This window comes from Mycobacterium sp. NGS54 (assembly GCF_059812465.1).
The window spans coordinates 394,174-413,970 of the sequence record NZ_JCALCS010000005.1; the positions used below are offsets into that span (position 1 = coordinate 394,174).

Below are 19,797 nucleotides of genomic sequence, written 5' to 3' on the forward strand. Positions count from 1 at the left end.
ACATGACGACTTCCGCGATCGCTACCCTCGCCGGCTACGAACAGTTCGCCCCATGGCTGTTGGTGGAGAAGCGCGGCAACGTCCACGTCGTGAGCATCAACCGACCAGAAGCGCTTAACGCCGTCACCGAGGAGGTGCACCACGCATTCGCCACCATCTGGAAGGTGCTCGACGCCGATGGCGACGTCAAGGCGGTGGTGACCACCGGTGTCGGCAAGGCGTTCTCGGCGGGTGGGGACATGGTGATGTTCGGCCGCCTCATCGAGGACGAGGTGGCGCGCGCGTTTCAGATCCACGAGGCCCGCACCGTCTTCCTCGAGGTGATCAACTTCCCGAAGCCCCTGGTTTCCGCGGTCAACGGACCGGCGGTCGGGCTGGGTTGTTCGATCGCCCTGTTGTCCGACCTGCTGGTGATGGGGGAGAACAGCTACTTGGCCGACCCGCACGTTGCCGTTGGGCTCACTGCCGGGGACGGCGGCGCCGCCATGCTGCCCTTGCTGATCGGCATGATGAAAGCCAAGGAGTATGTGTTGCTTGGCGATCGGATCACCGCGCCGGTCGCGGAGAAGCTGAATCTGGTCACTAAGGTCGTCCCCGACGACGCGGTGCTCGAGGAGGCGTTAGCACTCGGCGAGCGGTTCGCCGCACTGCCGCCGCAGGCTCTGCGGTCGTCGAAGGTGGCGCTGAACATGCACCTTGCCCGGGCTGCTCAAGGTGTCCTGGAGTATGCGCTCGCCGAGGAACTGACGTCCTTCTCGACGCCGGAGTTCAAGGAGCGCGTTGCCGCGTTCCGTGCTCGATCCAAGAAGTAGCCGCTAACTAGCGGTAGGCGGTGACGCGCGCCGTCACCGCGGGCTTGCCGTCCTCCCCGATCGCACGCGCGTCGGCGACGGCAGTGCCGCGTCCGATGCGCAGCGGCGCCGCTTCGTAGCGGGATCGGTCGCCGCCGTAGAACGGGCGCAGAAAGTTCACCCGGACCGACGCGGTTCGCATCGGCGCGCCACCCGTGTTCACCGTCGCGGACGCGGCCAATTCGAGTCCCGCCGAAGCGACTCCGCCGTTGATGACACCAACGGCGTTGTTGAGGAACAGGTCTATGTGCTGGCGCAGGACGCGCACAGCGTCGGCAGGTGGCATGGGCTCCACGGCCATCAGCTCCGCCAGGGAGGTGTTGTGACTCTTGGACACCGTCTCGGGGGGGCTCGTTCAGGTCGAGGGTGTCGGGCGTGACGTAGTACGACCGCACGGTGCCCGCGCCGATGACGACGCCGTCGCAGGTCAGGGTGCACACCGAAAGCGCTGACCCGCTGCCGCGAGGACCTAGGAGGCGACCGGATGCGACGACGGGGGAAGCGCCGATCGCGGTCGCCCGCTCGCTTCCTTCGGGGCTCAGCTCGATGGCCAATTCGGTGGACACCGTCCATTCGGCGTCGCGACACCGGAAGTGGTTGGATAATCCGCTGACCGCATCGACGAGCACGCCGAGGGGGCCGACGGTCGGCAAATCGGTGAAGGGGTTGCGCATGCCCGCGAGCGGCATCGACATCTCCACGACCGCGGACTCCTGGTCCGCGATCAATACCTCGATCCCGAACCGCCGAAACAGATGGATCGGGGTCTCGATGTCGTGGCCGGCGTCCCGGCTGACATCTGTCATTCGAGAAGATCGACGACGGTGGACAATTCGGAACCCGACAGCACGAATTCCTCCGCCTTCTGCAGGTGCTTTTTCCACAGCTCGCCGGCCTTCTCGGCGTCGCCCGCCTTGATCAGGTCCAGCACCATGCGGTGTGTCTTCGCGGACCGGCGGACCGCCTGCTCTGCGCGAGCACCTTCGGTGGGCTGCAGCGAGCGATTCGCCTTCTCGACGATGTGGTGCAGCATATCGCTGACGATCTGCAAGGTCTTGTTGCCCGACAGCCGTGCGATCGCGGCGTGGAAGTCCGTCAGTTGGACCACGGCATCGCTGCCCGGTTTCAACTGCTTCTCGGCTTCGACGATCTGTTCCAATTCCGCGATCACTTTGGCGCTGCGCTCGTTGGCCAGCTGAACGACGATCGGCGTCTCGAGCGCAATTCGCGCGTCGTAGACATCTTTGAGCGTCACGCCTTCGTACTCGAGAATCAGTCCGGCATAACGGGCAAGCGTCTCGCGTCGCGGTCGGGTGACCCGGGCGCCACCGTGCACGCCGCGCTGCACTACGATCAGCGACTCGGACTCCAGCACCCGGAATGCTTCGCGGAGCGTTGGCCGGGACACACCGAACCGCTCCATCAATTCCGATTCGGGCGGCAGCATGGTGCCTTCGGAAATCTCACCGCGAATGAACATGCGCCGCAGCACGGTGGCCACCCGATCGGCCATCTTCGGCTCCCGAAGACTGGTGACCTCCATATCAACCTCCGCCGGTATTGAAAGAATTAACTATTTGGTAGGTTAACTGATGTAAGTCGGCAACCCGGTCATCCGGGTCCGCAGAGCGAGCGAACTCATCTCTAAGTGTCTAGTACGCCATGGCCCGGCCCATCAGATCCTTCATGATCTCGGTGGTGCCCGCATACAGTCGCTGCACCCGCGAGTCGCGCCACAGCCGCGCCACCTCGTACTCGTTGATGTAGCCGTACCCGCCATGAAGCTGCAGGCACCGGTCGAGGATCTCCCACTGCACTTCCGAGGTCCACCACTTCATGCCGGCCGCGTCGGCGTCGGCGAGGGTGCCCTCGTTGACAGACAGCACACATTGGTCGAGATAGGTCTGCGCCGCGTTGAGCTTGATCTGCATCTCGGCGAGGAAGTGCCGGTTGACCTGGAACTTGCCGATCGGCTGCCCGAACGCCGTGCGTTCGAGCGCATACGCCTTGGTCAACTCGAGCGCACGTCGCGCGGCGGGAAGCGCGTAGCACGCCACACCGACCCGCTCGTTCGGGAGATTCGAGACGAGGTGGTGAAAGCCGCGGTTCAACTCGCCGACGAGGTTGTCCTTGGGCACCCGGACGCTGTAGAAGAACAATTCGGCGGTGTCGGCAAGACCGTTGCTAATAAAGGTCTTCTGCCCGTTGACCACCCGGTGGTCGCAAGTACTGTCGGAAGTCACGGCGGTACTGCGCGACTTGCGACGCATAGCCGGGGGACACTCTAATATCCCTTCTCCGATCGCCGTCCCGGTCGTTGCGCCGAATTAGCTAAACAGTTATCTATAACAGGTACACTGGCGCACGTCGCGAGTCCAGTAAGAGGAAGTGCCAATGATCGCTTCGCCAGTATCCGCATCAACTGTCCTCGGCTACCCGATTTCATGACCGACTTGCTCAATAGGGTTCACGTGTGCGAACTCGTGGCATGGACCCTCGTCCCGGAGACCGGCACGCTGCTCACCGTCCGGGGGGCCGACGTCATTAAGCTCGAGCACCGGTTGACCCGTGATCCGCAGCGGGGACTGAACGGGAGGCAGTACGCGTCCGCAGGCAAGCCAGTTCGGCTCGACGAGACGCCGCTGTCGCAGAAGTGTGCCCGCGGGCGAGGGAAGCACACGGCCGCGCTGGTCGCTGAACTGGGCTGCGGCGAGGAGGGGATCATCAACTGCGAAGTCAAGTCGGTGGTGTTGTAGTGGGATCGGACAATCTGGCTCGGCGGTTCCTGCACGTCAACCTCAACTGCGATTCACTCGACGCGGCAGAGCGGCTGTATGCCGGCCGGCTGGGACTGTCGCCTCGGATGCGTACGGATCCCACGGTGGCGACTGACGGGACCATTCTGGGGATGGACGGCGAGGCGTACTGCACCACCTCGTTTCTCTACGATACGAGGGGGCCACGAGCCGGCTGTGCCCTCGAGGCAATCGAGTTCGATTCACCCGCACTTGTGCGAGACCACAGTGCCGATCCGGTGCGCCCGGGCATCCGGTCGATGCTGATGTGGGTAATGGACTTGGAGGCTGCCGTCGGCGGATTGCGAGCTGACGGCTTCGCAGTCGGCGACCCTGTCGACGGGCTGATATCCGGTACCAAGTCGGTGCTGGCCGTGGATCCCGACGGTGCGATCGTTGAGATCGCCCAGCGCCCAGTCGATGTCAAGGCGTCGGAGGGGACGCTGTTCTCCGGGATCCGCATCATGGCGATCGACGCGCTAGCTACCCGGGAGTTCTTCGGCGCTATTGGTTTCGTCGAGGTCGAGGCGCCGGCGCGCAGGGAGGTGGCCTCCGAGCAGCTCGCGCCGTATGGGTCGGCGGAACCTCTGGCGTGCGTCGTGGCGCGATTCGCCCTTCCCGAGGACGCACACCAGTTCACCGTGGTGCTCGTGCAGCATCCCCACACCGCGCAGACGCCGGTGCCATGGGGAGGCAACCGCCAGGGTCTCTATCGTTGCGCCCTGCGGGTGGAGGATGTCGAGAAAGCACTAGCTGAGATGCCGGATTCGGTTGAGCGGATGGGTGATCCGGTGTGGTGCCCGCTACCGGGAACCAAGATCGACGGCTTGAAGATTGCGTTTCTGCGGTCGCCGGACGGTGTGATCTTCGAGTTAGTCGAGCGCCCGCTGAAGCTGTTTAGCCGCTGATTGAGCGCAAGCAGCTGCCACCGGAACTGCGCTCCGCCTTCTCGGTTATCGCTGCTCAATTATGTTGTGCTGCACCGCTATCGATGGTATGTGCGCACCGCTGTTGACGGCTGAGCGACATCCCACTGAAAACGAGCCACGGCACGGAGCCGTCAGAGAGTCGATTCGGCTGCGACTCAACGTGTCCCAGGAGCCTCGTAGCGAGATAATGGATCAATGGTTGACTAGCGTTGCGACGCGCAGTTAGTGTGATGTGCGTCGCACCGCCGATCGAAGATTGAGGGTCAATGAAGATCATCCAGTGGGCCACCGGCAACACCGGCAGTCACGCCGTCCGGGCAATAGCTAACCGTCCCGCCTACCAACTAACGGGTGCCTTTGTCTATAGCAAAGAAAAAGCCGGCAGAGACATCGGCGAAGTCTGCGGGACAAGGCCTCTCGGAGTCCTGGCAACGACCGATCGCAGCGAGATCATGGCTGCCGAGGCAGATTGCGTACTCTACATGGCATTTGCCGAACGTGGATTTCCGGAGGCCGCGGGCGACGTGTGTCAACTGTTGGAATCGGGCAAGAACGTCATCGCCACCTCGACGCCGTTCCTACACCCTAAGGCCATGGACGAACAACTCGGCGCCGCAATAGAGGGTGCATGTCAGGCAGGCGGCGTGACATTCCACGGGCTCGGCATCGCACCTGGCTACATGAGCGAAATGCTGCCGCTGAGCCTGTCTCGGCTCTGGGGTCGTGTCGATAAGTTGGTTGCGAGGGAAACCCTCATGTACAACGAGTACCCGAGCCACGAAATGATGTTCGACTTCCTGGGATTCGGCTACGAGCCCGACGATCCGACGCCATTGTTCACCGACCTCGAGGTTGTGGGCACCGCCTATAAGCCGTCGTCCGTTTTGCTTGCCGACACACTCGGGCTCAAGGACTACGAACTCGTGCATTTCCGTGACATTGAATTGGCTCCCGAAGACTTCGACGTTGCGTCGGGACACATTCGCAAAGGCACAGTGGCCGCGATGCGCTTCGGCACCCGGGTCCTTCACGAGGGTAGAGCGGTCATCGTGCAAGAGCACTGCACCCGTATGCGCGAGGACCTCGGCTCATCGTGGCCCCGCGGCGACGGCTGGTCGATCGTTGTGGAGGGAGAACCGTCGATGTCGGTCAGCGTGAACATCGGGATCCACGGGGAAGACCACACCGATCAGGCGTGCTTAGCCACCGCGATGCACGCCGTCCATGCCATTCCCCAGGTGGTCAATGCGGCGCCGGGCATCCATACCCTCGTCGATCTAGCGCCCTTCTACGGCGGCGACGCCTTCACTGTCGCCCAACCTGCCGCCGTAGACACCAAGTGAGGACACGATGAGCCAGATCAGCATCGAGGGCAAAGTCACCATTGTTTTCGGCGGCACCAACGGCATCGGCGCAGACATTTGCCGCTACTTCGGGCGCGAAGGTGCGACCGTAGTGGTCACCGGGCGCAACGTGGAGCGCGGCGAGCAAGTCACCAAAGACATCACCGCCGCCGGCGGCACAGGAATCTTCATACGCATCGACATCGGCGTGGAAGTCCAAGTCCAGTCCGCGGTCGAGGAGACCGTCTCACGGTTCGGACGCCTCGATGCGATCGTCAACAATGCCGCGCCCACCGACGTTGCTGCGGCAGGTGGCGACGTGCCCATCGCCTATCAAACGGCCGAGAATTTCGAATCCATGATCCGCGTTGGCATTTGGGGCCTGTTTCATTGTTGCAAGCACGCCATCAATGCGATGGTCAAGACCGGCGGCGGATCGATCGTCAACATCTCATCTGCGGCAGGGGTGACCGGTGTTGCCGGCCTAGCCACCTACGCCATGACCAAGGGCGCGATGAACGCCCTGACCCGTAGCGTTGCCGTGGACTTCGGCAGCCAATCCGTTCGATCCAACGCCATCATCGTCGGGAACGTCCCGGTGAGCGACATCGTTCAATTCCTGGCCAACCACCCCGTAGCCGGGCCAGAATTGTTGGGAGTGAACTCGATCCCGCGCCTAGGCGTCGGCGACGACATCGCGGCGGCCGCGGCATTCCTTGTCTCCGACGCATCGGCATGGATCACCGGATCCTTAATGGCCGTCGATGGCGGGTACACTGCGCGGGCGCCGATAAGCGACCTCAGCGCGGCCCTCGCCGACTACCAGGCCGCGCAAGGTGCCTGACCGCAGCTGCAAGACGTCGGGTCTTTCCCCCTGAGACGACTTGCGTAGCTGTCGATTGCGGTCGCAGTTTCGCAACTAGTACGAATGATCTCAGGGTGCCTCTGTCTATAGATTCACGTAGCTGCTTTCGGGACGCTCGACACGGCCGACGAACAGCACCCGGGCATAGCTGGGCACGGTTCCCAATCGACAGTCGACGTTGGGATAGCCGTCGGCTGACCGCGGCGGGAGTGTTTCTACGCAGCGGTCCTCGTCCCGTGGAGCCCGCCGTGGGGGCCTTCCGACGGTGGTCTCGGCGCGCCTGTCGTCGTCGCGGAAATCGGCGTGGCAGGCTCGCTGACGTTGAAACGCTGGTGCAGGATCACTGTATGGCGCGGGCTCGCAAGACAACACGAGGGGCAGCGACTGGGCCCGGCCGCCCACGGGGATCTGACGGAGCGGAGACCCGGCGCCGGATCATGGTGACGGCGATGAAGCATGTTGCCGAACGCGGCTATGCCCGAGCCACATTGCGTGAGATCGCGCGCGAGGCCGGTCTCACCGGCGGGACTGTCTTCTACTACTTCCCGAGCAAGGCTGAACTCGTCACCGCCACCTTCACTGAGCTGGCAGAACCGGTGATCACGCAGTTTCGCGTGGCGGCGACCGTGAAGACTTCATTTTCCGAGGCATACATTGCGTGGCTAGAAGCCGGAGTCGAAGTAATGAAAACTTACCCGCATCTGGCGTCTTTCGTTGCCGCCATCGGTGTGGCCGGGGAAGTGGACCCAAACCTTCGTGCTCTGCACGATCGTGCTAATGATGCACAACATCGGCTGGTCGCCGATCTGGTTGCCATCGGTCAGCGTGCTGGCCAGTTCCGCGACGATCTGGACTCCGCCGCGATCACCGACATGCTGTTCGCGATCATGCTCGGTCTCACCGACTTGGCCGCGAGCACGTCGGCAGACCGGTTCAGCGCAGCCATGAAAGCAGCGGCGCACCTGGTGGATGGGACGTTGATTCGCCGGCCGTAACCCCTGTGATGCGAAACGCCACTTGACGTGGGTGTGACGTGCAACTTAGCCTTTAATCAGTCAGCCGACTGATTAAAGGGACGGTGATGGTGCATTTCAATGTCATGACCGATATGTCCGCAGAACCGTGGGAGGCTTTGGCGAAGGATCGCCTGCATTGCCCGGTGGAACGCGTCGACGTCGGCGGATTCGTTTACCACCAAGTCAGTGAGCCACACCTCATCCGGCAACTGTTGCGCCGTCACGACATCTTCTCCAACGAGATGGGTGTGCTCCCGCGTGGTCCCGAGCCAGTGGGCGAGCGCGTTTTGGAGTTCGCCGATCCCCCGGCCCATCGGACCCATCGACAACTGGTGGCCAAAGCGTTCTCGAAGGCGCAAATGAACGAACGCGTCACCCACATCCAGGCGGTCGCCGACGACCTCGTAGACGCTATCGCGGCCCAAGGCAACACTTTTGAGCTTCGACGCCAATTCGGCCGACCTCTGCCCTCGACGATCGTCGCTGAGATCCTCGGCGTCCCGGTACAGGACCGTGATCTGTTCATGGATCTGACCGAGCGCGTCGAGGCGCTACTGGCAGAGGAGCAAGCCAGCCAGGAAACCACCCAGGTCATGCAGCAGTTCATTGACTACGTCTACGAGCAGTTCCGTATCCGAGAGACTGTCCCGACCGATGATCTGCTGAGCTCAATCCTGTACGCCGAAGTCGATGGCAAGAGATTCACCAGGTTGGAGGCCGCCGCGATGGTGCGTCTTCTATTGGGCGCGGGCAACGGGACTACCTCCATCGCCATCTCCAACACCGTTTGGCTGATCGAAACCAATCCCGGGGAGAAGGCCAAACTACTGGCTGACCTCGACGGACTTGTCGAGTCCACGATCGAGGAAGGTTTACGATTCGACTGCCCCGTCGGAGGGAATTTTCGCGGTGTAACACAATCCACCGAGCTGGGCGGGGTCAGCCTCAAGGCAGGGGACCGGGTCTTCGCGAATTACCTTGCCGCTAACCATGACCCCGACCGCTACGACGACCCCGACTCATTTAAAGTTGACCGCGCTTGGGGCGAACTGCCTCCGCATTTCGCGTTCGGTCATGGTATCCATTACTGCATTGGCGCGCCCTTGGCGCGCGCCGAAACCGCAATCGGACTCAAGACACTTTATCGGCGTCTTCCTCGGCTGCGCCTCGCGGACGGCTTCACGCCTGAACGGGTACCCGGTGCGATGTTTCGAACGTGGACAGCCGTGCAGATGCAGTTCGACGGCCCAGTAGGTCCTAGGCTCTCAGATGGCTGAACATGGCATGCACAGCGGCACAGCAGGTTTGGTGACTGGCGCATCGTCGGGCATCGGTGAAGGTGTGGCCAGGATGTTCGCTTCGCGCGGCGCGGCGGTGACGTTGGCTGACATCGACGCCGAGGCGGGCCAGCGAATCGTCGACGATATCGTGAGCGCGGGTGGGACAGCGCGTTTTGCGCTCTGCGACGTCACAGATCCCGAACAAGTGAAGCGAATGGTCGACGAGGCCGTGGACGTCTACCAGCGACTGGATTTCGCGGTCAATAACGCTGGGATCACTGGGCCCGTCGGGCCGACGGCGGAAATTCCGCTCGATGGTTGGCATCGCGTGCTGGATCTCGATCTCAGTGCGGTCTTTTACTGCATGAAATACGAGATCCCGCACATGGATGCCGCTGGTGGTGGGGCCATTGTGAACATCTCCTCGGATGCGGGCTTACAGGCCGTGCCGGGCATCGCCGCCTACGTCGCGGCAAAGCATGCCGTCATCGGGCTAACCCGAACGGCCGCAATGGAATACGCCCCGAATGGCCTGCGCATCAACGCTGTGTGTCCGGGTGCGACGAACACACCGTTGATGGCGTTGTGGTTCCAAGGTGACCCGTCGGCTGAAGCCGCCGCCACGCACGCGATTCCGTTGGGACGCATGGCCGAAGTGGATGAAGTCGCCGAGGGTGTGCTGTGGCTGTGTTCGCCAGCGGCAAGCTATGCCGTGGGCATGGCGATGGCTCTTGAAGGTGGGTTGACCATCGGCGTGGCTCACCCGAAAGGCTGACCCGACGGGAGATTTCAGCCGGCGGAGAGCAGCGAGACCAGTGCCTCGGCGTCGGCGATGCTGCGCAGTAGGTCGTTGAGGTGCGTGCAGGTCGTCGTACCATGGAGCTCGTGACGCACACGGGTGTGCAGCTCGTTTAACCTCATGCCGGCGAGGCGAGTCGCGCTGGCGACGGCGCCCGGACATTCCTGCCAGGGGAGTACCCGGGGTACGGCCTCCGAGCGCAGGATGGTCTCGGTATCGAGATCCACCGCTGCCTCGATCGTGTACTCATGGATGATGGTTTCCGTACCGTCGGCCCGGACATAAGTGTCGCGAAACATCGCATCGATCACCATTTCCCGACTATCCGAGTCCTGGTGGACGTCCAGCCTGCGGCGACGGCGCATCCCGTGAACGGGAAGCGCTGTCAACTCGTGCCAAGCCAGCGGGTCGTTGGGGTCTTCGAGGCCCGGCGCCGGCGGTCCGGTCACGACGGCGGGGTCCCCGGCCTCGAACGACGTCATCAGCAGACCGCCGGTCACGAAGCCGGCGCACCGGTCGGCGACGGGCAGATAGCCCGATGTGGCGCCGTCTCCCAGTGCGCCGGATGCCGACAACGCATGCCCGGAGATCAGCGTGGCGACCGGGACGTCGTCAAGCAACGTGTAGCGCAAGTCGCGTCGCTGCCTTAGTTCGGGGGCCGTCTTGTCGACCGCGGCTCGGAAACCACTCATCGCCGGGGCGCCGGCCAGATGCATGCCCGCGACGCGCGGTTCGAGGTCAATGTACTGGACCACGCGGGCGACCGCCTCGACGGTCGCCCGTATCCGGGCGTCGCCGAGCTCGATGGTGGTACCGTCGTGCGCGGTCATGAGGTCGCGTGCCCGCCCAGATAGGTGCACAGGGTCTAGCGAGCCCGGTTCACGGGTTATGTCAATAGAACTCGTTCGCCGCACCGAACCCAATTGCCGCGCCGGTGTGCCCTTCGTCGGCGCGTGTATACCGTGCAGCGGATGCATCCCGATATGGGGTGTGCCCAGGTCGCTCGCCCTCATGGCCGCGTCACGAGTTCGCCGTCCCAGCCCTTGTCAGTCCGGCGTGTGACGGGTGTGGATGCGTGCCAGCCTGAGGCCTTCTTGGGAGTCGTCGACCTCGACGCTCCAGTTGCCGCACGTGCACCATGCACGGAAGTGCCCGTTGTCGGGCAGAATGACCTGTCCGTCACAGTCGCCACCGGTGTTGGCGATGCTGGTGAGGAATTCGAGTGGTTTCTCGTGCAGAGCGCTTTCGTCGTCAGCCATGCCGCCTCACTCCTTCGGAACATCGGCGGCTCGAAATACCGGAAGCATCCAGCCGTCCGCGATCGGCGAAAAGTCCACGCGCAGAGCCATTCCGATCGTCACGTCGGTCGGCGCGATGTCGACGACGTTGCTCACCAGCCGGGCACCCGGCGCGTCGGGCAGGTCGACGACCGCTGGTACCAACGTCAGCTCAGGCATGCCGGGGATGCCATGCACGACTGCGAAGCTGTACACCGTCGCCTCGCCACAGAGCTGAACCCAGTTGACGGCAGTGGACTGGCATTCAGGGCAGAATGGTGTGGGCGGGAGCCGGAAGTTGCCGCAGTCGGCGCACTGGGGCGCGACCAGTCGCCCTTCTTTGGCTGCGTGCCAGAACGGTTCGGTGTCTTTGTTGACGGCGATCCGAACATGTTCCCCGGGAAGGGTTGTCGCCAGCGTCGCCGGAGGAGCGCTCATGCTGCCCGACCCAGGATGAGGCCGCTGACGGGCAGACTGGCCGGACCGCCGGTGACTAGCGCCAGCTCGGCGTCGGGCACCTGGTTGATGGCGGTCCCGCGCATCTGCTCGACTCCTTCCATGATGTGGGTCATACCGATGATGTAGGCCTCCGACAGTTGGCCGCCGTGCGGGTTCAGCGGGATCGAGCCGCCGTCGTAGCGGATGGCGCCACTTTCCACGAACGCGCCGCCCTCGCCCTTCTCGCAGAACCCATAATCCTCGAGTTGCATCAGTACCATCGGGGTGAAGTGGTCGTATAGCAGTGCCACGTCGATGTCGGCGGCGGTGATTCCGGCCTGGCGGTAGAGCCGCTCGGCGATCGGCTTGTTACCGGAGGAAGCAAAGTATTCGTCGGGCATACCCATCCACGCGAACGCCCGACCCCATTCACGCACACCGCCGTGCGCGGCAGCGACCACTGGGACCGGCGGTTGACGCAGATTTCGCGCGCGGTCGATGCTCGTGGTGATCACCGCGATGGCCCCATCGGTCTCTTGGCAGAAGTCATAGAGACACAACGGTTCTGCGATCATCCGCGCTTTGAAATAGTCATCGAGGGTGAGCGGCTGCCGGTGCATCGCCTTGGGCCGGTTCAGCGCATTCGCCCGCGTCGAGATCGCGATCTCGGCGAACGCCTCGCGCCGCGTGCCGTACAGATGCATATGCCGGCGCGCCAACACCGACATCAGCTGACCCGGGCCGAACAGACCCGACGGCTGCAAGAACGAGTTGATCGGGTCGGGCTCCATCGCCGAAAACACCGATCCGAGACGCTGTTTGGACTGTTGCAGCGCCATCACAGTGACCACGACGGAAGCATCGCCGGCGACAATGGCCGCCCGCGCCAGTCCGATCGCCCCGGCCGAACCGCCACCCCCCGCCGTCAGCGCTGCGGTGAACCGGACCTCGGGAATACCGAGGGTTTCTACGAAATCACCGGTGTCCATCTTCTCGGTGTAGCCCGCGCTGGCACCCGAGTAATAGGCGAAACCGTCGATGTCGCGGACGGACAGCCCGGCGTCCTGACACGCGGCCAGGATCGCCTCACCGGCGAGTTCGGTGGTCGTCTTGGGAAGTGATCCGCCGCGCTTGTAGTACGGGGTTGCACCGATACCGACGATGGCGACGTCACGCAGTCCGTTCGAATTCGACACTGGTTCAGATGCTTTCGGCTGGGATAGGCGGTACATCGGGGAATAGCTCGAAGAACGCGCCCTGCGTGATGCGCAAACGTGTATCGTCGCTGACCCCGTCGAACAGCGACTTCAGGGTGTCCTGCGTGTGGCCAAACGTGCCCTCCATGTGGGGATAGTCGCTACCGAACATGACATTGCGGTACCCCATGTGCTCAAAGGCAGCGACCGCGGTTTCATCGTGCTGAAACGATGCATAGACCTGGCTGTAGAGAATCTCCTTCGGGCTGCGGCTGAGCTTGGGCCGCACCGCCATATGATGTTGGCGATATCCCTCGACCAACCGGTCACCCAGGAACGGAACCCACGTCGCGCCGCCCTCGGAAATCAGCACCTTCAAATTCGGATGCCGGTCCAGCGCACCCGAGGCCACCATCTTCATGGCGGCCCGCTGCCCGGAGAATGTCGTCTCCGCGTAGTTCATGATCGCCCCACCCGGACCGCGGTACACCTGACCTGCGCCGCCGCTCGCACTGTTACCGGCCTCGACGGGCACCGGATCGGTGCCGATGTGGAAGGCGATCACCACGCCGGCCTCTTCGGCGGCGGCCCAGAACGGCTCCCATTCCTTACGGTGCCAGTCCGGAGCACTAGGGTGCGGCATCGTCGGCAGAAACACCGCCTTGTAGGACTTGTCGGCCGCCCACTGCAACTCATCGATGGCGTCCTCGACGACCAGGGTCGACACCTGCGCGGTCACCACATACCGAGGCGACACCGCCGCAATCTCCTCAAGCGCCCACTCATTGCTGGCCCGCATGCACGCCTTGAGCAACTCCGGCGTGCGGAAAGTCGAACTCCACATTCCCAGTGAGGGGAAGATGACCTCTCCCCAGACGCCTTCGGCGTCCAGGTCGCCTAGCCGCGCACGGGCATCTCGCACCCCCTGCGGCTTCGAGCTCAGCTCGGCGAAGGCGACCATCGCCGATGATGGGAGTTTGCGCCGGAAGATCTGACCATCGACGTAGACGGTCTCGTACTCACCGTCGGGATCCTTTTCCGAGCGCGGGCACAACTCGGCCAGCCGCTTCGGCAGCCGGGACTGCCAGAGGTCGTCGGGCTCCAGAAAGTGCGAGTCGCCGGAATTCGCCCAGATCTTGGTCACGCGGTCCTCCAACCGTGCACAGTCCGAAAAATTGTTTTTCATAAGAAGGTTAGGACGCCGGGGTGCTATGCGTCAACGCCGATGCGCGAAAAACTGTGTTGAACTCGCGGGCTGCGAGAAGCTAAGCTGCAATCCGCGTCACCCCAGACACCTATCGTGGCAACGGCGAAAATAGACTTTTCGAAGGAGTTGCATCAAATGTCCTCTCCCGTCGGCGACCAGGCCGCCCCCGAAGCGACGACACCGCTAGCCGGCATCCGCATCGTCGACCTGTCCACCACGCTGCCTGGCGCGTTCTGCACGCAGTTCCTGGCGGATTCCGGTGCGGATGTTCTGATGGTCGAGGCGCCCGGCGGAAGTCCGGTGCGCGCATTGCGCGGCTGGCCGGCGTTCGGGCGCGGCAAGAGTAGCCGGGTCCTCGATCTCAAGTCGGCCGAAGGCCCGACCGAACTAGATGAGACCCTGCGCGGTGCCGACGTCTTGGTCACGACGTTCAGTCCCGCCGCACTCATCGATCTGGGCATTGACTCGAATGCTCTGCTGGCGCGTTATCCCCGTTTGGTGATCGCGCATATCACCGGTTGGGGGCGCAGCGGTCCCTGGCGCGACCTCAAGGGCTACGAGGGGCTTGTGCTCGCCAAGGCCGGTCTGTCGCATGCGGTGCGCCGGATGGCTCAACCTCCGCGTCCGTCGTATGTCGCAGTCCCGTATGGGAGTTACGCCGCTGCACACATTGCAGTGCAAGGCATTCTCGCGGCGCTGCACGAGCGGGATCGCAGCGGACTCGGTCAGATCGTCGACGCCGACCTCCTGCGTGGTGTACATGCGATCGACGCGTGGACCTGGTTCGGGGAACTCGTCGGCATTCGCTGGCCGGAGGCGTACAACAGTGTGGAGGCTTGGACCGAACAGGGGACCCCGCAGAGCCCGATGCTGCTCGCGCTGTTGTCGGCGCCGACCAAGGACGGTCACTGGTTGCAGTTCGCCCAGGTTCAACCCCACCTGTTCACCGCGATGTTGACCGAGCTGGGCATGATGGAGCTTCTCGCAGACGCGAAGTGGAAAGGCTTCCCCGTACTTGAGAGCCCGGAGCTGTATCGCGAGTTCTGGTCGATGATGCTCGCCAAGGTGGGTGAGCGCACCCTCGTCGAATGGCAACGAATCTTCGACGACAATCCCAATCTGTGCGCGGAGTTGTTCCGCTCCGGTCCACAGGTTTTCGATCACCCCCAGCTGGTTCACGACAGGCGATCGATCGTCGTGGAGGATCCCGAGGTTGGTCCCGTCCGCCAACCCTCCACGCTGATTCACACATCGGCTGGCCTCTTGCGCCAGCCGTCGCCCGCGCCTCTGTTGGGTGACCGCCAAGGTAAGTGGTCTGCTGACGCTGCGGTCGCCGATCCCGGCGAGAAGGGACGATCGACACCGCCATTGACCGGGACTACGATTCTCGAGTTCGGCGAGATGTTCGCCGCGCCTTACGCATCCAGCGTGCTTGCCGACCTGGGCGCCCGCGTCATCAAGTTCGAGAACATGGGTGGCGACAACATCCGGAGCCTTCTGCAGTTTCCCGAAGCGGCTGGTGCCAAGGTGATGCAAGGCAAGGAAAGCATCCAGGTCGATCTGCACACCGACGAGGGACGCGCGGTTGCTCACCGGCTCGTCGCGTCGGCCGACGTTGTGCTGCAGTCCATGCGGGCCGGCGTGGCAGATCGACTGGGTATCGGCGTAGAGGCGTTGCGCGCCATCAATCCGGACCTTATCTACGTCTCGGCACCGGGCTACGGAGTCGACGGGCCCTACGGAAGCCGGCCAGCCTACGCGCCCAGTATCAGCGCAGCGGGCGGGGTGGCGTTGACCAACACACCCGATGCCGAGTGTGCGACGTCATCCCTCGATGAAGTGATGCACCAGGTGCCCCGTATCACGACGGCCGGTACCTCAGCGGAGTTGCAAAGCGACGGTTTGGCGGCGCTGAGCGTGGCGTCGGCGATCCTTACCGCGCTCGTCGGCCGTGACCGGGGCCGACCGCTCCACGAACTGCGGACCTCGATGCTAGCCACCGTTACTCATGTGCTGACCGATTGGCTTGTCGATTACGAGGATGCGCCAGCGGCCGCGGTGCCCTTGCCCGGCGGCAACGGTCTGTCGGCGCTGTACCGAATCTACGACGCCAGCGAGGGACACGTTTTCCTGGCCGCGCCGAAGCCGAAGGAATGGACGGCACTAGTCGAGGCGCTACGCGACTTCACCGACCTCGACGAGGAGCGCTTCGCCACACCGGGCGCTCGTGCGGCCAACGACGATGACTTGGCCGGACGGCTCGAGGCTGTCTTCAGCAAGGAGCCGGCCGTGTTCTGGGAAAGGCATCTCGGTGCGGCGGGTCTTGGGTGCGTGGAACTCTACGAGGGCGCTCCGGCACGGCTCATTCAGACCGATCCGCAGTTGGCGGCGGAATACACCGTGTCTGCCGTCAGCCCCGTCTTCGACGAGCACCTGCGATTTTCGCCATTGGTCCGGTTCAGTCGGTCGGAGGTCAGGGCGCCTGGCGGATGCCTGGCCGGCCAGCACACCGTCCCGGTGCTACGGGAGTTCGGCTACGATGACGCGACAATCGCGAAGTGGCAGGATGCCGGTGTAATTCATTGTGGCTGAGACTCGGACGATCAATCGCTCATCGGAGCGGCAGCACATCATCGACGCTGCCTACCGGTGTCTGGATCGCAACTCCGACGCCTCGGCATCCATCACTGAGATACTCGATGAAGCTGGTCTAGGGACGCGGGCCTTCTACCGGAACTTCAGCACGAAACACGATCTTGTGTTGGAAATGTTCCGTAGGGATCGCGAGGCGGTGCAGGCGCAGCTGCGCGAGGTTGTGGCGCGCGCCCAAACCCCCGTTGAGGCCCTGCGGTCGTGGATGACGCATATGTTCGAGCTGGTGTCGAATCCGCGAAAGCGCAAGAGGGTGGCCATTTTCTACTCCGAGGAGCTGCGGCGCACTCCGGGTTATGCCCGCGAACTCGAAATCGTCATGGCGGCCGATCGAGCGTCAATCGCTGCGATCCTGCACCGAGGTAAAGCCGACGGGATCTTCACCGTGTGCACTCCGGAGGTGGATGCTCGGTCGATACGGGCGGCTTTCGAGGCTGCGCTCCTCGACCGGTTCCATCAGAAGTCGACACTAGAGGCCGCCGACGAGGTCGAACACCTGCTGGGCTTCGTACTGCGTGGTCTGGGCGTCGCTTGACCTTTCAGCAAAGGTGCGAGCTTCGCGCAGATCGTCTGCACATGCCGTAGCGTCCACTTCTCGGACATCCCGCCCTGCGACGCCCAGAAGAACACCGTCTGGGTGGGAGAGTCGCCGATCATCGCCCGCACCTTCGAAGCCATGGATTGTGGTTTCTCACAACAGAAATAGCTCAGAAACCCCGAACGACAACGGCGAGCCGAGGTGGCCGTCGTCGAATTGGTGGTGCTCGGTGACCCAGACCGAATGCGCGCCTAGCTGTTCGGCTTCCTCGCCCAGCTCCAGTGGGAAGGCGTGCAATCGCGCAGGCTCCTGCCGCCGCCGAGGTGGATTGCGGAGATCGAAATATAGCCCGACGTTGATTGGGGTTGAGGATGACGGCATCGGCCCTCCGGACAACCGAATGCGTAATCATATAATTATATGCCTTGTTGGCGCGGTAGACTGGTGCCTACACCGTTTGAAACTGAAGGAAGGTCGGCATAGTGAACAAGGACGACATGATCCTGATCAGCGTTGATGATCACGTTGTCGAGCCGCCGGACATGTTCAGGAACCATCTGCCGAAGAAGTACCTCGCTGAGGCACCACGGCTGGTGCACAACCCTGATGGCTCGGATACCTGGCAGTTCCGCGATGTGGTGATCCCCAACGTCGCGTTGAACGCCGTGGCCGGTCGGCCGAAGGAAGAGTACGGCATCGAGCCGGCCGGGCTCGACGAAATCCGGCCCGGCTGCTGGCAGGTCGACGAGCGGGTCAAGGACATGAACGCCGGTGGCATTCTGGGGTCGATCTGCTTTCCGTCGTTTCCCGGCTTCGCGGGGCGGTTGTTCGCCACAGAGGATCCAGAGTTTTCTCTCGCACTCCTGCAGGCTTACAACGATTGGCATGTCCAGGAGTGGTGCGGGGCGTATCCGGCGCGGTTCATTCCGATGTGTTTGCCGGTCATTTGGGATGCTGAGGCCTGCGCCAAGGAGGTGCGGCGCAATGCCGAGCGGGGCGTGCACGCGTTGACGTTCACCGAAAACCCGGCCGCGATGGGCTATCCGTCGTTCCACGACGATTACTGGACGCCGTTGTGGGAGGCGCTGGTGGACACTGACACGGTGATGAACGTGCACATCGGCTCGTCGGGACGGCTGGCGATCACCGCCCCGGATGCGCCGATAGATGTGATGATCACGCTGCAGCCGATGAACATCGTGCAGGCCGCGGCGGATCTGTTGTGGTCCAAGCCGATCAAGAAGTACCCCAACCTCAAGATCGCCCTGTCCGAAGGCGGCACCGGCTGGATTCCATATTTCTTGGAGCGTGCTGATCGCACCTATGAGATGCACTCGACGTGGACAGGCCAAGACTTCGGCGGGAAGAAGCCCTCGGAGGTGTTCCGGGAGCACTTCCTGACATGCTTCATCTCCGATCCGGTGGGGGTGGCGCTGCGCAGTCAGATCGGTATCGACAACATCTGCTGGGAGGCCGACTATCCGCATTCGGACAGCATGTGGCCCGGCGCCCCGGAGCAACTCCACGAGGTGCTCGAAAAGAACAATGTGCCCGATGACGAGGTGAACAAGATGACCTTCGAAAACGCCATGCGCTGGTATCACTGGGACCCGTTCACCCACATCAGCCGCGAACAAGCCACCATCGGCGCACTACGCAAAGCCGCCGAAGGCCACGACGTCTCCATCAAGGCCCTTTCCCACCATGAAAAGGGCAACCGCGGAGATGGTTTGGAGGGCATGGTACGGGTGAACTCCGGCGACTAACGCGCCCAGCCAGTAGCGGATCCTTCGCACATTGCGACCGCCGACGAAGGCGGTCGCAATGTACTGAGGAGCGTCGGTGAGTTGGATTGAATCGGGCTGCGGCACGAGTACCTGAATAGCTGTTGAGCTCCATACTTTCGAAGACATGTGCGACGGCTCCTGGACCGGCGCGGCGTGTGCTTCACTCATGGCGATGAAGCCACGCGAACGCACGCCGCCGTGGGCGGCAGGGGCCAAGACGGATCGGACTCGGGAGCAGATCCTCGAAGGAGCTCGCCTGACTTTCCAGGAATTGGGCTATGCGACCACCCGGGTCGAGCAGATCACAAAACGAGCAGGTGTTTCCCGTCCAACCTTTTACGTCTACTTCGCGACCAAACGAGATGCGTTTCTGGCGGTCGCTGAGCGGTCCGTCGAGCAACTGAGCCTCGTCCTCGAGGCGTTCGATGCGCTGCCCCAGCAGCCTGATGATCGTGACCTCGCGTCTTTCGTGGAGGAGTTCTTTTCATACTTCGACGATTTCGGCGCGTTCGCCACGGTATGGCGGCAGGCGGCATTTGCCGATCCCACGTTGCAGCAGTCCGGCTGGAAGGCGCAACGGCGGTGGGCGACCCGCATCGGCCGAAACATCGACCGCATCCGCGGAAGCTCGCTCGGCGATCCCGTCTCCCAGGGCCTGGCATTCGAAGCGATGCTCGAGTCGCTGTGGTTCTCCTCGGTCGTGGATGCTCCTGGAGCCAGCCGACATTCGGCGCACGCCACCGCCACCGCGATGGTCAGGGCGCTCATCAGAAATACTTGACATATATGTCTAAGTATCGTAACGTTCAAGCATCTAGGCGCTT

General features: G+C 63.1%; 20 protein-coding genes and 1 pseudogene. 12 read left to right on the forward strand and 9 right to left on the reverse strand.

Annotated features, from left to right (window positions below; genetic code table 11):
• Positions 1–2 precede the first annotated feature (2 nt).
• On the forward strand, positions 3–812 hold the full coding sequence (locus tag AC5Y5E_RS17805) for an enoyl-CoA hydratase/isomerase family protein (RefSeq protein ID WP_083173177.1): 810 nt from the start codon (positions 3–5) through the stop codon (positions 810–812).
• Between the two features lie 7 nt (positions 813–819).
• On the opposite strand, the gene AC5Y5E_RS17810 is transcribed toward AC5Y5E_RS17805, so the two are convergent.
• From AC5Y5E_RS17810 to AC5Y5E_RS17820, 3 genes and pseudogenes are all read right to left on the reverse strand, one after another.
• A complete protein-coding gene (locus tag AC5Y5E_RS17810) occupies positions 820–1,188 on the reverse strand; it encodes a PaaI family thioesterase (RefSeq protein ID WP_499904074.1) in 369 nt (122 codons plus the stop codon).
• A 465-nt stretch (positions 1,189–1,653) separates the two neighbouring features.
• Positions 1,654–2,394, reverse strand: coding sequence for a FadR/GntR family transcriptional regulator (locus AC5Y5E_RS17815; protein WP_499904075.1), 741 nt, complete (start codon positions 2,392–2,394; stop codon positions 1,654–1,656).
• 109 nt (positions 2,395–2,503) lie between these two features.
• A pseudogene (locus AC5Y5E_RS17820) lies at positions 2,504–3,166 on the reverse strand (acyl-CoA dehydrogenase family protein); the annotation flags it as partial.
• A gap of 129 nt (positions 3,167–3,295) precedes the next feature.
• Here AC5Y5E_RS17820 and AC5Y5E_RS17825 point away from each other — a divergent pair.
• The 7 genes from AC5Y5E_RS17825 to AC5Y5E_RS17855 all read left to right on the forward strand — a co-directional run bounded on the left by AC5Y5E_RS17825 (position 3,296) and on the right by AC5Y5E_RS17855 (position 9,854).
• Positions 3,296–3,607, forward strand: coding sequence for a hypothetical protein (locus AC5Y5E_RS17825; protein WP_083173180.1), 312 nt, complete (start codon positions 3,296–3,298; stop codon positions 3,605–3,607).
• Complete coding sequence (locus AC5Y5E_RS17830; RefSeq protein WP_083173181.1) at positions 3,607–4,554, forward strand: VOC family protein; 948 nt, start codon at positions 3,607–3,609, stop codon at positions 4,552–4,554. Before AC5Y5E_RS17825 ends, AC5Y5E_RS17830 begins: the two co-directional genes overlap by 1 nt.
• Before the next feature lie 287 nt (positions 4,555–4,841).
• Positions 4,842–5,918 carry an NAD(P)H-dependent amine dehydrogenase family protein gene (locus AC5Y5E_RS17835; protein ID WP_083173182.1) on the forward strand — a complete coding sequence of 359 codons (1,077 nt, stop codon included), beginning with the start codon at positions 4,842–4,844 and terminating at the stop codon, positions 5,916–5,918.
• A 7-nt stretch (positions 5,919–5,925) separates the two neighbouring features.
• Positions 5,926–6,762, forward strand: coding sequence for an SDR family NAD(P)-dependent oxidoreductase (locus tag AC5Y5E_RS17840; protein ID WP_499904076.1), 837 nt, complete (start codon positions 5,926–5,928; stop codon positions 6,760–6,762).
• A gap of 458 nt (positions 6,763–7,220) precedes the next feature.
• A complete protein-coding gene (locus AC5Y5E_RS17845; RefSeq protein ID WP_499904077.1) occupies positions 7,221–7,778 on the forward strand; it encodes a TetR/AcrR family transcriptional regulator in 558 nt (185 codons plus the stop codon).
• 86 nt (positions 7,779–7,864) lie between these two features.
• Positions 7,865–9,076: a cytochrome P450 gene (locus AC5Y5E_RS17850; protein ID WP_499904078.1), complete on the forward strand. Its 1,212-nt coding sequence runs from the start codon at positions 7,865–7,867 to the stop codon at positions 9,074–9,076.
• Positions 9,069–9,854, forward strand: coding sequence for an SDR family NAD(P)-dependent oxidoreductase (locus AC5Y5E_RS17855; protein WP_197747111.1), 786 nt, complete (start codon positions 9,069–9,071; stop codon positions 9,852–9,854). The genes AC5Y5E_RS17850 and AC5Y5E_RS17855 overlap by 8 nt, the downstream gene beginning before the upstream one ends.
• Before the next feature lie 14 nt (positions 9,855–9,868).
• Here AC5Y5E_RS17855 and AC5Y5E_RS17860 read toward each other — a convergent pair whose 3' ends face one another.
• The 5 genes from AC5Y5E_RS17860 to AC5Y5E_RS17880 are packed head-to-tail and all read right to left on the reverse strand — an operon-like array spanning position 9,869 to position 13,933.
• A complete protein-coding gene (locus AC5Y5E_RS17860) occupies positions 9,869–10,891 on the reverse strand; it encodes a DUF2889 domain-containing protein (RefSeq protein WP_499904079.1) in 1,023 nt (340 codons plus the stop codon).
• A 33-nt stretch (positions 10,892–10,924) separates the two neighbouring features.
• Positions 10,925–11,137, reverse strand: coding sequence for a hypothetical protein (locus AC5Y5E_RS17865; protein WP_083173186.1), 213 nt, complete (start codon positions 11,135–11,137; stop codon positions 10,925–10,927).
• A 6-nt stretch (positions 11,138–11,143) separates the two neighbouring features.
• A complete protein-coding gene (locus AC5Y5E_RS17870) occupies positions 11,144–11,593 on the reverse strand; it encodes a Zn-ribbon domain-containing OB-fold protein (RefSeq protein ID WP_083173187.1) in 450 nt (149 codons plus the stop codon).
• Positions 11,590–12,789 carry a thiolase C-terminal domain-containing protein gene (locus AC5Y5E_RS17875; RefSeq protein WP_499904080.1) on the reverse strand — a complete coding sequence of 400 codons (1,200 nt, stop codon included), beginning with the start codon at positions 12,787–12,789 and terminating at the stop codon, positions 11,590–11,592. Before AC5Y5E_RS17875 ends, AC5Y5E_RS17870 begins: the two co-directional genes overlap by 4 nt.
• Before the next feature lie 4 nt (positions 12,790–12,793).
• Positions 12,794–13,933: an amidohydrolase family protein gene (locus tag AC5Y5E_RS17880; RefSeq protein ID WP_499904081.1), complete on the reverse strand. Its 1,140-nt coding sequence runs from the start codon at positions 13,931–13,933 to the stop codon at positions 12,794–12,796.
• Positions 13,934–14,131: 198 nt separating this feature from the next.
• Between AC5Y5E_RS17880 and AC5Y5E_RS17885 the strand changes: the two genes are divergently transcribed.
• Both AC5Y5E_RS17885 and AC5Y5E_RS17890 read left to right on the forward strand, forming a co-directional pair.
• Positions 14,132–16,588: a CaiB/BaiF CoA-transferase family protein gene (locus AC5Y5E_RS17885; RefSeq protein ID WP_499904082.1), complete on the forward strand. Its 2,457-nt coding sequence runs from the start codon at positions 14,132–14,134 to the stop codon at positions 16,586–16,588.
• Positions 16,581–17,183 (forward strand): TetR/AcrR family transcriptional regulator, encoded by a 603-nt coding sequence (locus tag AC5Y5E_RS17890; protein ID WP_083173190.1) that lies wholly within the window; start codon positions 16,581–16,583, stop codon positions 17,181–17,183. Before AC5Y5E_RS17885 ends, AC5Y5E_RS17890 begins: the two co-directional genes overlap by 8 nt.
• Positions 17,184–17,339: 156 nt before the next feature.
• On the opposite strand, the gene AC5Y5E_RS17895 is transcribed toward AC5Y5E_RS17890, so the two are convergent.
• Entirely contained in the window at positions 17,340–17,483 is a 144-nt protein-coding gene (locus tag AC5Y5E_RS17895) for an LLM class flavin-dependent oxidoreductase (RefSeq protein WP_142275067.1), read from the reverse strand.
• Between the two features lie 185 nt (positions 17,484–17,668).
• Between AC5Y5E_RS17895 and AC5Y5E_RS17900 the strand changes: the two genes are divergently transcribed.
• Together AC5Y5E_RS17900 and AC5Y5E_RS17905 are read left to right on the forward strand one after the other, a co-directional pair.
• Positions 17,669–18,952 (forward strand): amidohydrolase family protein, encoded by a 1,284-nt coding sequence (locus tag AC5Y5E_RS17900; protein ID WP_083173191.1) that lies wholly within the window; start codon positions 17,669–17,671, stop codon positions 18,950–18,952.
• A gap of 145 nt (positions 18,953–19,097) precedes the next feature.
• Positions 19,098–19,754: a TetR/AcrR family transcriptional regulator gene (locus tag AC5Y5E_RS17905; RefSeq protein ID WP_232078241.1), complete on the forward strand. Its 657-nt coding sequence runs from the start codon at positions 19,098–19,100 to the stop codon at positions 19,752–19,754.
• The last annotated feature ends 43 nt before the right edge of the window (positions 19,755–19,797 follow it).

Bases quoted from the DNA above. Each gene is read 5' to 3' on its own strand.
- AC5Y5E_RS17815 (WP_499904075.1), bottom strand. From the start codon at position 2,394: ATGGAGGTCACCAGTCTTCGGGAGCCGAAGATGGCCGATCGGGTGGCC.
- AC5Y5E_RS17870 (WP_083173187.1), bottom strand. From the start codon at position 11,593: ATGAGCGCTCCTCCGGCGACGCTGGCGACAACCCTTCCCGGGGAACAT.
- AC5Y5E_RS17885 (WP_499904082.1), top strand. From the start codon at position 14,132: ATGTCCTCTCCCGTCGGCGACCAGGCCGCCCCCGAAGCGACGACACCG.
- AC5Y5E_RS17855 (WP_197747111.1), top strand. From the start codon at position 9,069: ATGGCTGAACATGGCATGCACAGCGGCACAGCAGGTTTGGTGACTGGC.
- AC5Y5E_RS17865 (WP_083173186.1), bottom strand. From the start codon at position 11,137: ATGGCTGACGACGAAAGCGCTCTGCACGAGAAACCACTCGAATTCCTC.
- AC5Y5E_RS17860 (WP_499904079.1), bottom strand. From the start codon at position 10,891: ATGAGGGCGAGCGACCTGGGCACACCCCATATCGGGATGCATCCGCTG.
- AC5Y5E_RS17835 (WP_083173182.1), top strand. From the start codon at position 4,842: ATGAAGATCATCCAGTGGGCCACCGGCAACACCGGCAGTCACGCCGTC.
- AC5Y5E_RS17905 (WP_232078241.1), top strand. From the start codon at position 19,098: ATGTGCGACGGCTCCTGGACCGGCGCGGCGTGTGCTTCACTCATGGCG.
- AC5Y5E_RS17805 (WP_083173177.1), top strand. From the start codon at position 3: ATGACGACTTCCGCGATCGCTACCCTCGCCGGCTACGAACAGTTCGCC.
- AC5Y5E_RS17850 (WP_499904078.1), top strand. From the start codon at position 7,865: ATGGTGCATTTCAATGTCATGACCGATATGTCCGCAGAACCGTGGGAG.
- AC5Y5E_RS17825 (WP_083173180.1), top strand. From the start codon at position 3,296: ATGACCGACTTGCTCAATAGGGTTCACGTGTGCGAACTCGTGGCATGG.
- AC5Y5E_RS17840 (WP_499904076.1), top strand. From the start codon at position 5,926: ATGAGCCAGATCAGCATCGAGGGCAAAGTCACCATTGTTTTCGGCGGC.
- AC5Y5E_RS17845 (WP_499904077.1), top strand. From the start codon at position 7,221: ATGGTGACGGCGATGAAGCATGTTGCCGAACGCGGCTATGCCCGAGCC.